The organism is Thioclava sp. PTB-PU3-1 (assembly GCF_055666785.1).
Window position 1 is genome coordinate 1,032,699 of the sequence record NZ_JBVNVL010000001.1, and the last position, 13,378, is coordinate 1,046,076.

Below are 13,378 nucleotides of genomic sequence, written 5' to 3' on the forward strand. Positions count from 1 at the left end.
CGCTAGAAAACCATGCTACCGACATCTTCGCGCTCCGCTTCGCGAACCGCCTCTGGCGCGGCGCTTGCCATCGACTGGTAGGCCATCAGCTCGACCGTGTCGCGGATGGCCACGAAATGCCCCTCCCCGACTTCACGCAGCGCGATGCGCTCGGGGTCTGTGGCGCGCGGCAGCAGAAGCTTCGGCGTTTTCAGGTCGGCTGCGCGCTCGCTCTGGAGCGGTCTGCGCTGCGGGTCCGGATGCGGCACTGCCGACAGCAGCCGTCGGGTATAGGGATGCAGCGGGTTCTTCAGCACGGTGTCGGTCGGCCCGGTTTCGACGACCTGCCCCGCCCACATCACGGCGATGCGGTGGCTGACGCGTTCGACGACCGCGATATCGTGGGAGATGAAGAGGAAGGAGACGCCCTCCTCTCGCTGCAGCTTGGCGATCAGATCGGTGATCTGGCGCGCAACCGATACGTCGAGGGCCGAGACCGCCTCATCCGCGACGATGATCGCCGGTTTGACCGAGAGCGCGCGGCAGATGCAAAGCCGCTGACGCTGCCCGCCGGAGAACTGGTGCGGGTAGCGATCCATCGCGGCGGCTTCCAGCCCGACCCGCTCCAGAAGGTCACCCGCCATCGCCCGCCGCGCGGCGCGCGTCATCGGGTTGCGGATATGGGCTGGCTCGGTGATCAGATCATAGACCGGAAGCCGCGGATTGAGGCTGGCATAGGGGTCCTGGAAGACCATCTGCATCTTTCCGCGCAGCGGGCGCAGCTCTTGCGCCGTCAGGCCGGTCAGGGTCTGCCCGCTCAGCCGGACCCGCCCGCCAGACGCTGCCTCAAGACCTAGCAAGGTCCGCGCCAGAGTGGATTTGCCGCAACCGGATTCCCCCACCAGCCCGAGCGTTTCTCCGCGCCCGAGGGTCAGCGAGACCTCGTTGACCGCGTGATAATCGAGCGCAGGCCGCCCCGGAGCAGCGCGGCGCACCGGGAAACGGACAGACAGCCGGTCGACTTCGAGGAGCGGCGCATCGGCGCTGAGCGGCCGTTTCGGAGCTCCCGCGCCCAGCATCGGCGTCGCCGCCATCAGGTTGCGGGTATATTCGGCCTGCGGAGCGGCGAAGATCTGCCCGACCGGACCGGTTTCGACCTGTTCGCCGCGACACAGCACGACGACGCGGTCGGCGATCTCGGCCACCACCCCCATGTCATGGGTGATGAACAGCACGGCCATTCCGCTCTCTTCCTGCAGCTCTTTGATCAGCGACAGGATTTCCGCCTGCGTCGTCACGTCGAGCGCGGTCGTCGGTTCATCGGCGATCAGCAGATCGGGCTGGCAGGCCAGCGCCATCGCGATCATGACGCGCTGCCGCAACCCGCCCGACAGCTCGTGCGGATATTGCACCAGCCGCCGTTCGGGTTCGGGGATCTTGACCCGCGCGAATGCGGCACGGGCCGCCGCCAGCGCGGCCTTGCGGTCCAAGCCCTGATGCAGGCGCAGGACTTCTGCCACCTGTTCGCCAAGCGGCATCACCGGGTTGAGCGCGGTCATCGGCTCCTGAAAGATCATAGAGATCCGGTTGCCGCGCACCTGCTGCATCTCGCGTTCCTCGAGCGCCGTGATCTCGACCGACGTGTCGCCGTCGAGATTGATGCGCCCACCAGTCAGGCGCCCGCCCTCGCGTTCGATCAGGCGCATCAGCGCCAGCGCGGTGGCGGATTTGCCCGAGCCGGACTCCCCCACCAACGCGACGGTTTCGCCGCGTGCGATGTCGAAGCTGAGCCCCGACAGCGCGGTGTGGGAGCCGAAAGCGAGGCTCAGGTTCTGGACTGACAGAAGCGGTGCGCGGCTCATGGATCAACTCGCGGCTGCGGCAGCGCGGCGGACGCGTGCCTCGGGGTGGTCGGCGAAGGACGGCAGCGGGGGCGTCCAGCGGCGATGGCGGGGAGTGGTCTCGAAGGAGAACGGATCGTCGCCCACGACCTCCCAGCGGAAGCTGTCGCCCAGTTCGATCATCCCCATCGCGCCGGCGGGCTCGCCCTCGGTGGTGAAGCTCTCGGTCAGCGATTGCTGGGTCAGATGGGTAATCCCGTCGACCGTGGTGACGGTGTTCCAGTGCACGTGACCGGCGAGACAGACGACCGGCACCTTCGCGCGAGACAAAGCGGCACGGGCGCGCTCGGCCATCGGATAGGTCGAGCTGGCCGGGTTGTTCTCGAAATAGTAGTTGCCCAGCTGCGAATGGCCCGAGATCGGCACGTGGCTGACCACGAGCGTCGGACGGTCGCTCGCCTGCATGGTGCGCGAGAGCCAGACCACATCGGGCTCGGTCAGCACGAAGCCGGAATAGTCGGGCATCCGGCGGATACGCGTATCGGCGCGCCACAGGACGATGCGCCAGCCGCCGATATCGACGACCCCGTGATCGAGCGTCTGGCCGAGGATCCCTTCGTTATCCGAGACCTCCAGATGATCGCGGTCATGGTTGCCGTTGAGATGCAGGATCGGGGCCTCGACGGCGCGGAACGCCTCGGCCACTTCGGCTTCCAGACGCAGGTCGGTGTCGCGGTTCTCATCCGAGATCCGGTCCCCGAGATCGAGCACCAGATCGGCGCCGCCGTCGCGAACGTAACGGGCGAAGTCTTCCATCAGGGGCAGCGCCATGTCGCCGCGCTTCGCGGTCGAGGGCTTGCCATGGTGGATATCAGTGACGATGGCGATACGGGTGGACATGCTGAAACTTTCCAAAGAGTTGGGGGAAGGTGCCCGCCGCCACGCATAAGCGGCGACGGGCGGGGAGCGTTAGTTGGAGGCGAAGGAGATCGCCCCGGCGCGGAAATCGAGCACATAGGGGATGTGGCCGGGCTTCGGCGCCCAGGCGATATCCTTGCGCATCGCCCAGCTCTCATAGGGGCGATAGAGCGGCAGCACCGGCGGGTCCTGCTTGATGCGATCCATCAGCTCGGCATAGGCGGCGCGACGATCCGCGACATCCTTGGAGAAGCGGAACTTGTCCCAGGTCTTGCGATAGGCTTCGTCGGTGGTGAAACGGCCTTCCGATTCCGAGGCCGCATCCGGGGCCCACATGACGCCGAACGAGCCGAAGGGGTCCGCGAAATACATCGGGTTCGACCAGTTGCGGGTCATCATGTCCTTGCTGTTGCCGGTCCATTTCTCGGCGACATTCACCTTGCCCTTGATACCGACCTGCGCCCACATCTCGACGATGGCCTGCGCGGCCAGAAGGCCGTTGGTGTAATAGACCGGGTCGGTGTCATAGGTGATCTCGAACCCGTCATAGCCAGCTTCCTTCAGCAGTTCGCGGGCCTTCTCGGGATTGTATTCGAAGGTCTTCAGCTCCGGCATGTAGAGATCGCCGTATTCCTTCATCGTGTGGGTCGAGGGAACGACGGCCTTGCCCAGCCAGAGCGCCTCGTTCAGCGCATCGCGGTCGATCGCGAGGCTGAGCGCCTGACGGATGCGCGGATCGCGCAGCTTGGGATGGTTGGTGTTCATGATCATGACGTGGAACAGCGGCGTGACGCTGCCCGCGGCCTTGATGCTCGGGTCGGCTTCGATCAGCGACAGCTGGTCGGGCGCGACATTGGTGATCATGTCGACTTCGCCGGTCTTGAGCGCGGTGATCCGCGAAGCGGTTTCCGGGATATGGATCACGGAGACCTTTTCCAGCGGCGCCTTGTCGCCCCAGAAATTGTCGAAGCGGGTATAGACCACGCGCTCACCGGGGCTGAACTCGCTGATCGCATAGGGGCCGGTGCCGACAGGAGCCATCGAGAAGGCTTCATAATCGCTGTCCTCGGCCACGTTCGGATCGCCAGTGAGGCCCTTGGTGTAGTCTTCGGGGATGATCATGACCTGCTGCAGGTTCACGAGCGTTTCCCAAAGCGGCTCTTCGCGCTTCACTGTGATGCGGACGGTGTAATCGTCGACCTTCTCGGCTTTCTCGAAGTTGTTCAGACGGTCCTTCGAGCGCACCATGTAGGGCGGGAAGGTGGCCTGATACATGCGGTTGAGCGAGAAGACCACGTCATCGGCGGTCATCGCTTCGCCGTTCTGGAAGGTCACGCCCTGACGGAGCTTGAACTCCATGACCTTGGGCGAAACGAGGTTCCATTCGGTCGCCAGACCGGGGCGCCATTCGCCGCCGATCTTCTCGTGATCCTTGTCGATCAGCGTGTCGAAGGTGTTGTAGTAGAACTGCGAGCCGACATTCGAGTGGTCGCGGCCGGGATCGAGATATTTGGCGACGTTGGCAGCGCCGACTTTCAGTTCGCGGGCCTGAGCCCCCGTGACGCCAGCGGCAGCGATGCCGGCGGCAAGAGCGGTGGAAACGAGCAGTCTGAGCATTGGTATCTCCATTGCAGGGTTTGACGACGGGCACTTGCGGCCTTCTGTTCTTGTTGCGGGGTGTCAGCGTGCGCGCAGGCGCACGTCGACGCTGTCGCGTAACCAGTCACCGACCACCTGGACGGCGAAGGTCAGCAACACGATCAGCGCGGCGGGGACGATGACGATCCAGGGGGCGGTCGGCATGTAGTCGCGACCGATGCCGACCATCGAACCAAGCGTCGCGGTGGGCGGCTGCACGCCGAGGCCGAGGAAGGACAGCGTGCTTTCAAGGAGCACGATATTCGACAGCGACAGCGTGAACTGGACCACCAGCGGCGAGACGATATTGGGCAGCAGGTGGGTGAAGGCGATGCGCCGCGGGCTGGCGCCTGCGGCGCGGGCGGCCTCGATGAAGGGCAGATGCATCAGGCGGCGCACGTCGCCGCGCACGATCCGGGCATATTGCTCCCAACCGGCGAGGCCGAGGACAATGACCATCACCTGAAGCGAGCTGCCGAAGATCGCCAACGTGAAAAGCGCGATCAGCGTGAAGGGCACCGCGATCTGGGTGTCGACCGCCGACATGATCGCGGCATCGGTGCGTCCGCCGACCACGCCTGCCAGCAGACCGAGCAACCCACCGACGAGAAGCCCCAGCAGCGCGCCGAGGATCGCAAGCATCAGCGTCAGGCGCAGACCGTGCAGGCTGCGCGAGAGCACATCGCGGCCCAGCTCGTCCGTACCCAGCGGATAGGCGACCTTCGCACGATCAAAACCGATCGGCGGGCGCAGCCGCGAGAGCAGGCTTTGCGCATTGGGATCATGCGGCGCGATCAGTGGGCCGAGGAAAGCCATGAGCAAGAGAGCCAGCCCGACCGCGAAGGCGACTTTTTGGATCACGTTGGTGCCGGTCCAAAGGCGGTGCAGGGCCGAAGGCGCGGGAGTGTTGAGGGCCATAGTCATCGGATCACCCTTTGAGTTGATGGCGCAGGCGCGGATCGGCCCAGGCATAGGCAAGGTCGATAGCGGCGTTGATGAGAATGACGGCGATGGCGACGGTGATGACCCCGAACTGGAGCACCGGGTAGTCGCGCCGGATCGCCGAGGAGACGAGCAGGTCGCCGATGCCGGGCCAGGCGAAGATCGATTCCACCACCACCGATCCGGAGGCGGCGAGCCCCGCGATCTGAAGACCGATCACCGACAGGAGCGTGATCGAGGCGTTGCGCAATCCGTGGCGCAGGATCACCGCGCGCTCGGGCAGGCCCTTGGCGCGGGCGGTGCGCATGAAGTCCTGCCCCAGCACGTCGAGCATGGCGTTGCGGGTGAAGCGCGTGAGCGCCGCGATCAGCACACCCGACATCGCCAGCGTCGGCATGATGAAATGCAGCGGCGTTCCATTGCCCACCACCGGCAACCAGTTCAGCCAGTAGGCGAAGACCAAGACCATCACCACGGCGAGGATGAAGTTGGGCACCGCATAGCCGAGGAAGGCTACGACCATCGCCGCGCTGCCCAGCCAGTGCTTGCGCCAGATCGCGGCGATCATGCCCAGCGGGAGAGACACGACGAGCGTGAGGCCGATCGCCGACAAGAGGAGCTGCGCCGAGGGCCACAACCGCTCCGCCACGATCTGGATGACCGGTCGGCGCTCGATGAAGGACAGGCCGAAATTCCCGTCGAGGAAGGCGCGCAGGAAAGCGAAATATTGGTCCCAGAGCGACCGGTCGAGCTCATAGTAGCGGATCAGGATCTCGCGGTCCTCTTGGGTCATGCCCTCGCCCGCGAGGAAATCTATGGCGTTCCCCGACAGGCGCGTGGCGAAGAACACAAGCGTGACGATCACGAAGAAGGTCAGCGCCATCCGGACGAGGGTGCGCAGGGTGTAGCTCAGCATGTCACGATCTCCTGGGCGAGGGTCACCCCACCCGGCCGGGCGAGCAGAACGAACTCGACCCCGGCGGCGGCGGCCGCGCGGCCATCTGTTTCGGGCGTGTCGCCAAGAAAGACCGCCGCGCCCGGCGCGACCCCGGCGCGCGACAGCGCGGCGTGGACCAGATCGGGGGCGGGCTTGGCGAGGCTCGATGCGGTCGCGGCGGGCACTGCGGCGCGTGCCGCAGCCCAAAGCGCGCCGGTCTCGGGTCGGGGCGTGCCGTCGGGGCCGGGATGGAACGTGTCTGGATTGCTCAGCAGCACGGGCAGGCCCCGCGCCGCCATCGCGGTGAGTTCTGTGAGGTCGGCGAAGCTGAAACCGGTGTCGCGCGCCAGAAGCACCAGCTCGGGCTGCGCCCGGTCGGGCACCAGCCCCAGCTTGCGCGCCAGCGTGACAAGCGGCGGCGCGGCGAAAAGTGCGACCCGCGCGCCGGGGCGACGGCGCTGCAGATTGCGGAGCGTTTCCTCCCCCGCCAGCACCATGCGCTCGGCAGCTACCGCGAGTCCCATCAGGCCGAGCCGGGCCGAGAGGTGCTCAGCGGTGTCGGTGGAATTGTTCGAGACGACCCAAAGCCGCTCGCCGCAACGCTCGATCAGCTCGGGCACGCCGGGCAGAACGCGGTCCCCAGCGATCAGACAGCCATCGAGATCGGCCAGAACCGCAGCACGTTCGGGGAGCGGCCCTGACAGGAACTCGGACAATCCGACAGGCTGGGTCATGGGCAAATCCTCTCCGTTCGGGGCCTCGGCCCCGTTCGCGCGATGCGCGTCTGTTCATGCGGTGATGGGGCGTCGCCCCGGACTGCTCACGGTTTGACGAGTTTCTGTGACGTGGATGTTACATCTGCAAGCTAAGCCGTCGGATGATGAAAGCTTCGGTTGGATCTATGGCGAGCGCCCTGTCGCTTTCCCGCCTGCGCTCGGTGACTGCGGTCGCCGAGGAGGGCTCTTTTTCGGCTGCTGCGCGCCGGTTGGGGGTGTCGCATTCCGCAGTCGCGCAGCAGATTCGCGATCTCGAGAGCGCCTTCGGCGTGCGGCTGTTCGACAAGCTCAACGGAACCCTCTGTGCCACGCCGCTGTGCGAGCAGCTTTGCGACATCGGCGCCCGGATGCGTGAGGCCGAGCATGACGCGCTGCGTATTCTCGAACGCCGGGGCCCGACCGGAAGGCGCAGGCTGCGCGTCGGTCTGGGCAATTCGATGCCGGGCATCGCGATCGTCCACCAGCTTCTGCGCCAGCACCCCTCGCTCACGGTCTCGGTGGAAAGCGGCTCGCATCAGGACATCCTCGCGGCCCTGCTGCGGCGCGAGGTGGATGTCGCGGTGCTGCCTGATCTGCCGAACGATCGCCGATTCCGCACCGCGCGGGTGCTGTCGCAGGAGGTGGTGGGCATCGTCTCCGCCGACAGCCCGACCGGATTGCGTGACGAGGTCAGCCTCGAAGAACTGGCGCGGCTGCCGCTGATCTTCCGCTCGCAGGGGTCCTCGACCCAGAAGGTCGTCGACCGCGCCTTCCGTGCGACCGGCCTATCCCCCGAGCCGCAGCTGATCGCCGACACCCGCGACGCCGTCTATGAGGCGGTAGCCTTGGGGATCGGTGTCGGCTTCATGTGGCGCTTCGGCACTTACCGAACCGATACGGTGCGCAGGCTGCTGATCCGCGACATCCGGTCAACGGTGGACGAGGTCGTGTTCGCGCTGAAGGACGAAAGAAACGAGTTGATCGAGCTATTCTTCAACGCCGCCGGCCAGATCGATCCGGCCGGGGCTGCTGGCGCGGAGATCATTCGAGAATAGGTGCGCCGACGCCCAAGCGACGTGACCTAGACCGCCGCCGCGACGTTCTCTGGAAACAAATCGCCTGTCCCAAGGCTCTTCACGCTCCCGTCGTCCTCGCGCATCAGGAACAGGGCGTCGAGGCCGCGTTTCCTCGCAACCTCCAGCCCCTTGTCCGGGCCAAGCACCATAAGCGCGGTGGCCCAGCCGTCGGCCTCGGCGCAACTGCGCGCGACGACCGTCACGGAGGCAGGCGATGCGAGCAAGGGCGCGCCGCGCGCGCGATCCATCGTATGCGAGAGCCTGCGCGCACCGAGATCGATCCAGTGCCGATAATCGCCTGAGGTCGCGACGGACGCATTCTCGAGCGCGAGGATCGAATGCGGCGCGCGACGCAGCGGATCGGGGCTCTCAACCGCAATCGTCCACGGGCTGCCATCGGGCCGGAGCCCCATGGCCCGCATCTCGCCGTCGATCCCGACGAGACCGGCCTCGATCCCCTGCGCGGCCAGCGTCTCGGCGAGGCGATCCACGCCGTAGCCTTTCGCGATCCCGTTCAGGTCCAGCACCGCGGGGCCGCTCTTGCGCACCCGGTCATGGTCGAGCTCGAGCCATTGATCTGCGGGCTCCCGCGGCACGCTCATCGCGGCGCGGATCGCCTCGGGTGTCGCATCGTCGGGACCGAAGCCCCAAGCCGCAACCGCATCTCCGAGCCCGATATCGAACGCGCCGCCCGAGGCTTTGCCGATCTCGAGCCCGAGACGAAGCACTTCGGCCAAACGCCCGGGCACCTTCACCCATTCGCCTTCCGCCGCCGCGTTGAGCCGCATCAGGTCGCTGTCCGGTTTCCACGTGGACATCTGCGCATCCACCTCCGCAACCGCCGCCTGAAGCGCGGCTTGGATCGGCGCGGGATCGCGCCCGGGCGGTGCGAAGAACAGGGCGGTCCAGCGGGTGCCCATGGTCGCGCCGTGCAGCGCGTGGCGCAGCAAATCAGAAGATGTCTTCGACATAACGGCCCTCCATTTTCAGTTTGGTCGCACTAAGGCCCGAAGCCGCGAGGATGTCATGCAGGGCATCGGCGACACCCGCCGCCATGTCCCGCCCGCCGCACACCATGATCCGCGCGCCGCTCTGCACGAGCCGGACCAGTTCGGGAGCATCGGCGCGCATCGCATCCTGGACATAGCGCGGTCGCTGGCCGCGCGAGACCGAGGTCACGAGCCGCGACAGACGCCCTTCGTTCTTCCAGCCGCCCAACTCCTGCGCATAGAGGAAATCGCTTTGCGGATCGCGCATCCCGAAGAAGAGGTGGATCGGGCGCCGTTGCTCGTTTTCGCGCACGAAGCCCACCAGAGGGCCGATCCCCGTGCCCGCGCCGATCAGGATCAGCGGCGCGCGCGAACGGTCCGGCCGGAAGGCGGGGTTGCGTCGGACGAAGGCGCGGACGCTCTCGCCAGGTTCGAGCGCCGTCAGCTGGCCCGAACACAACCCGCCGGGATGCTTCTTGACCACGATCTCCAGAAACCCGTCGCGGCGTGACGACGCGAGCGAATAGAGGCGCGGAGTCGACGACCCTTCGGGCAGTATCCCGATCAGATCTCCTGCGGCAAACCGCGTAAAACCCGCCCCCGTCAGCCGCTGCCAGAACGTGGCGCGCGGCGGCGAAAAGCGCAGGATCGACGTCGGCGCCTGCACGTCCGCCCCATAATCGCGCCGCGACTGGAGCGTGAGTTCGGTCGTGGCAGGGGGCGTCGGTTGGTGGTGCAGATCGAGCGCGATCCCGAGCACCGCGCCCAGCGCCTGCCCCCAGCGCGCGAAGGCCTGCGGCGACTGCCGGTCGATCGTGTCATAGGGCAGAAGAACCGGCCACCCCTTCGCCTCCACGGTGTCGGCAATCGTCTGGGCGTAGGCGCAATAGGCAGGGAAACTCCGGTCCCCGAAGCCGAGCACGGCAATCGGGATATCCAGCGCTTCGGAACAGGCGTCGAGTTTCGTCAGAAAGCCTTTCGCGGAACTGGGCTCCGCCCCGTCGCCATAAGTGGCCGCGAGCACGATGATCCGATCGGCCCGGGCGTAGCGCTCGGGGGCGAAGGACGACATCGGGGCGATGTGAACACTCTGGCCCGCCGCACGGAGTGCTTCATGCAGGGTCGCGGCGAACCCCCAGGTGCTGCCGCTTTCGCTGCCGACAAGAAGGATCGTCTCCGCGCGCGCAGCTGGCTGGTTGGCCCGGATGCGCGGGCGACCGCGCCGTCCGGCCAGCCAGACCGTCAGGCCGGTGAACCCCATCACCGGCACGACCAGCGCCATGAGACCCAGCACCGCGCCCAGCAGTGCAGCGCCCTGCCCCGTATGCAACATGTAGATGGTCTCAGTAATGCGTTGCCATGCGGTCAGGTCCGCCCAGGCGAGCACCGCGCCGGTGCCTTGGTCGAGATAGCCGGTGCCGCGATCGGTCTTCAGCGTGAAAACATCGGTGGCATCGCCGTCATAGGGGAAGCTCAGGCTCCGCAACTCCGAGACCGGCGTGTCGCCCAGCATCGCAAGACCGGCAAGCGGCGCGTCTGTTTGACCGCTCACCTCGGCGGGGATGCCGAGCGAAGGCCCACCATCGGGGATCAGCTCGAAGGTCGAGGCCGTCATCCACAAAGACGTGACGGAGGAGAGAAGCAGGCCGATCACCGCGACGCGCGCGATCTCGACGTGGAGCCGACCGGCGAGCGGCCCACGCAAACGCGAGAACCAGTTCCGCCAGCCGCCAACACGCCGCGCGACGAGCAGGACGCCGGAGACCGAGAGCACCAGCATCGCGATGGAGCCCAGCGCGCTTGCGACGCGGCCGGGATCGCCGAGAAAGAGGGAGCGATGAAGGTTGGTCAGCCAACGCTGAAAGGCATTCGGATCAGCCGATGCGACGCCGCGGCCCGTGGTGGGATCGATCACCGCCGCGCCGGGCTGTCCGGCTTCGAACCAATAGGCCGTGATCTGCCCCGAGGGTGCGCGCCGGATCTGTTCGAGACCCGGATAGATTGTCTGGATGCGCTCGGCGAGGGTCGCGACGCTGAGCTCCGCCCCCGCCTGCGGTGCCGCGATCCGCTCCGCAACCGGAAAGACCGCGAGCACCGCGCCGCTGAGCGCCAGCACCGTGACAAGCGCCAGGGCAATCAACCCCGGCCAGCGATGAAACGCGCGGATCATGGCCTGTCACCTCACATGTCGTAGGTGAAATCGGCGACGTAGCGACGCCCCGGAACCGGCGTGCCCGCGCCCTCGGTCGTCAGCGGCACGGCGACCTCGTTGGGGCTGTCGCGCATGTCCTCGACCGCGGCGTCGATATGCAGCGTGTAGCCGGCATCGAAGAGCGCATCCGCAAGATCGAGCGTGATCTCGAGCGTCCGGCCCGCGCCGACGCTTGCGCCGGTGATACCGTTGATCTGCGCCGGGTCGCCCCCGGTCGCGCGATACCAGTCGCTGAGATGCTCGTAATATTTGGACTTGCCGCCCGCCATCCAGAGGCTGCCCGCATAGGCGCCCGACGGATCGGTGACATAAAGCGCGAGATAAGCGCCGTCGCCACCGTAGTTGTTCAGCGTGGTCTTGAGCGTGACGGGCTGCGCGGATGCGAGCGCGGGAATGGTCAGCGCCGTGCTCAGCGCCAATGTTGCAAGAAGAGACTTCATTTCGGGAATCCTTGTTTTGGGGAGGAAAGCGGCGGCGGTTCAGTTCACCTGAACCTTGGGCGGAGCGCCGTCACCGAAGAGGCCGTTTTTCGGCGGGGCTACCGTGCCGGCGGGGGCCGGGTTGCGCGCCGATGCGCCGTAGTCGTCATCATCGTCGTCCTCGTCATCGTCGTCATAGTCCGACGTGATGAGGCGCTGCGTCGCTGGATCGATCTTGGCTTCGATTTTCCGCCCGTCGCGGTCGCGGCCCTCGATCTCGTATCGGCCGTCTTCCATCTCGATTTCGTGGACAGTCCAGCCGTTCTCGCGCGCGATCTGCATCACCGCGTCGCGGGACATTCCTTCGCCGCGCGAAGGCTTTCTGTAGTCGTCGTCGGCCAGAGCCATCCCCGCAGGCAGCAGGGCGATGAGGGGAAGTGCGGTCAGGATCTTTCGCATGGCAGGGTCTCCTTTTTCATCTGCTACCGACAATCTGGGCAGCGGACCTGAGCGCTTCCTGACGGGCGGGGAGTTTCCGCTTCAGCTTCGCGTCAGGAAAAAGGCCCCGCCTTTTGAGGGCGGGGCCAGGTGAGGCCGCGGGACAAACGGCCTTGGCGATGTGATCGGGAACGGTCAGGCGATATCGCCGGGTTCAGGCCCACGCTTGTCGCCGGTCAGCATCGACCGCGCGAGGTTTTCGCGATGCCGGAATGAGGCCAGAACCACACCGGCGACATGAAGCGCCACGAGCAGCAGGACCAGATTGGCGAGAACCTCGTGCAGTTCTTCCAGCGCCTCGTTGCCTTCGCCTTCCGCGCCCTCGCCATATTCACCGTATTCGCCATCCTCGTCCGCGAAGGCCGGGGTCACGATCTGCGGCAGCGCGGGAAGCATCGCCACGCGCGTGGGTTCCGCCATGAGCCAGCCGGTAAAGGCAGTGCCCGACAGCGAGATCAGCAGCGCCACGATCATCAGCGCCCCCGCAGGGTTGTGGCCGAGATAGCGACGCTCTTTGCCGCGCAGCATGTCGCCAAGATAGGACAGCGTCTGCCCCGGCCCTCTGAGGAACTGGGTGAACCGGGCATAGCGCCCGCCCACGCCCCCCCAGACCAGCCGGAACGCGACCAGCCCGGCGACGGTGTAGCCTGCGATCTCATGCACCGGCTGCAACTCGTCGGCCGTGAACCAAGCCGTGGCAAAAGCCGCGACGAGGCCCCAGTGGAAAATCCGCACCAGCGGATCCCAGACCCGCACCCTGCCCCCGGAGCTACCGCCGGAATTCGTCGTGTCGTGAAATGCTGCGTCAGTCATGTTTGCCTCCTTCACGATCTTCGCGGGACCGACCATGTTCATCGCCCTCATATTCGACCTCGAGAATCTGGAGCGTCGACGGATGAACCGTCACTTCGAGCTGGCGGCCCTGCGCGTCGGTGCCGTCGATCTCGTAGCAGCCGTCATCGATCTTGATGCGGCGCACCGTCCAGCCGTTCTCTTCGGCGAGTTGGGCCACGGCATCGCGCGGCTGCCAATCCGCCATCGGCACGAAACAGTCGTCATCGGCCAGAGCCATTCCAGCCGGAAGCACCGCGAGAAAGGCGAGAATTGTCACTGTCTTCTTCATGGGCCAAACTCCTGTTCGCGGCCAATTCTGCACCTTTCATGGGCGATCAAT

General features: G+C 66.3%; 13 protein-coding genes. 1 reads left to right on the top strand and 12 read right to left on the bottom strand.

Annotation, left to right across the window (positions count from 1 at the left end):
* Positions 1-2: 2 nt before the first annotated feature.
* From ACZ7GB_RS04745 to ACZ7GB_RS04770, 6 genes are all read right to left on the bottom strand, one after another.
* Positions 3-1,841 carry an ABC transporter ATP-binding protein gene (locus tag ACZ7GB_RS04745; RefSeq protein ID WP_472157808.1) on the bottom strand — a complete coding sequence of 613 codons (1,839 nt, stop codon included), beginning with the start codon at positions 1,839-1,841 and terminating at the stop codon, positions 3-5.
* 3 nt (positions 1,842-1,844) lie between these two features.
* Positions 1,845-2,720 (bottom strand): metallophosphoesterase family protein, encoded by an 876-nt coding sequence (locus tag ACZ7GB_RS04750; RefSeq protein ID WP_083078686.1) that lies wholly within the window; start codon positions 2,718-2,720, stop codon positions 1,845-1,847.
* A 69-nt stretch (positions 2,721-2,789) separates the two neighbouring features.
* Positions 2,790-4,355: an ABC transporter substrate-binding protein gene (locus ACZ7GB_RS04755; RefSeq protein ID WP_152843301.1), complete on the bottom strand. Its 1,566-nt coding sequence runs from the start codon at positions 4,353-4,355 to the stop codon at positions 2,790-2,792.
* 63 nt (positions 4,356-4,418) lie between these two features.
* Positions 4,419-5,300, bottom strand: coding sequence for an ABC transporter permease (locus ACZ7GB_RS04760; RefSeq protein ID WP_083078680.1), 882 nt, complete (start codon positions 5,298-5,300; stop codon positions 4,419-4,421).
* A 4-nt stretch (positions 5,301-5,304) separates the two neighbouring features.
* Complete coding sequence (locus tag ACZ7GB_RS04765) at positions 5,305-6,234, bottom strand: ABC transporter permease (RefSeq protein ID WP_078539987.1); 930 nt, start codon at positions 6,232-6,234, stop codon at positions 5,305-5,307.
* Entirely contained in the window at positions 6,228-6,989 is a 762-nt protein-coding gene (locus ACZ7GB_RS04770) for an HAD-IIA family hydrolase (RefSeq protein WP_078539988.1), read from the bottom strand. Before ACZ7GB_RS04770 ends, ACZ7GB_RS04765 begins: the two co-directional genes overlap by 7 nt.
* Positions 6,990-7,156: 167 nt before the next feature.
* Between ACZ7GB_RS04770 and ACZ7GB_RS04775 the strand changes: the two genes are divergently transcribed.
* Positions 7,157-8,065, top strand: coding sequence for a LysR family transcriptional regulator (locus ACZ7GB_RS04775; RefSeq protein WP_472157809.1), 909 nt, complete (start codon positions 7,157-7,159; stop codon positions 8,063-8,065).
* Between the two features lie 26 nt (positions 8,066-8,091).
* Here the strand turns inward: ACZ7GB_RS04775 and ACZ7GB_RS04780 are convergent, their stop codons facing one another.
* The 6 genes from ACZ7GB_RS04780 to ACZ7GB_RS04805 all read right to left on the bottom strand — a co-directional run bounded on the left by ACZ7GB_RS04780 (position 8,092) and on the right by ACZ7GB_RS04805 (position 13,327).
* Positions 8,092-9,057: an FAD:protein FMN transferase gene (locus tag ACZ7GB_RS04780; RefSeq protein WP_472157810.1), complete on the bottom strand. Its 966-nt coding sequence runs from the start codon at positions 9,055-9,057 to the stop codon at positions 8,092-8,094.
* On the bottom strand, positions 9,038-11,245 hold the full coding sequence (locus ACZ7GB_RS04785; RefSeq protein WP_472157811.1) for a PepSY domain-containing protein: 2,208 nt from the start codon (positions 11,243-11,245) through the stop codon (positions 9,038-9,040). Before ACZ7GB_RS04785 ends, ACZ7GB_RS04780 begins: the two co-directional genes overlap by 20 nt.
* An 11-nt stretch (positions 11,246-11,256) precedes the next feature.
* On the bottom strand, positions 11,257-11,727 hold the full coding sequence (locus tag ACZ7GB_RS04790; protein WP_078519953.1) for a DUF2271 domain-containing protein: 471 nt from the start codon (positions 11,725-11,727) through the stop codon (positions 11,257-11,259).
* Positions 11,728-11,766: 39 nt separating this feature from the next.
* Positions 11,767-12,165 carry a PepSY domain-containing protein gene (locus tag ACZ7GB_RS04795; protein ID WP_472157812.1) on the bottom strand — a complete coding sequence of 133 codons (399 nt, stop codon included), beginning with the start codon at positions 12,163-12,165 and terminating at the stop codon, positions 11,767-11,769.
* A 174-nt stretch (positions 12,166-12,339) separates the two neighbouring features.
* The gene (locus ACZ7GB_RS04800) at positions 12,340-13,017 is read right to left on the bottom strand and encodes a cytochrome b/b6 domain-containing protein (protein ID WP_472157813.1); all 678 of its coding nucleotides are present in this window, start codon (positions 13,015-13,017) and stop codon (positions 12,340-12,342) included.
* Entirely contained in the window at positions 13,010-13,327 is a 318-nt protein-coding gene (locus ACZ7GB_RS04805; RefSeq protein ID WP_472157814.1) for a PepSY domain-containing protein, read from the bottom strand. The genes ACZ7GB_RS04800 and ACZ7GB_RS04805 overlap by 8 nt, the downstream gene beginning before the upstream one ends.
* Between the last annotated feature and the right edge of the window lie 51 nt (positions 13,328-13,378).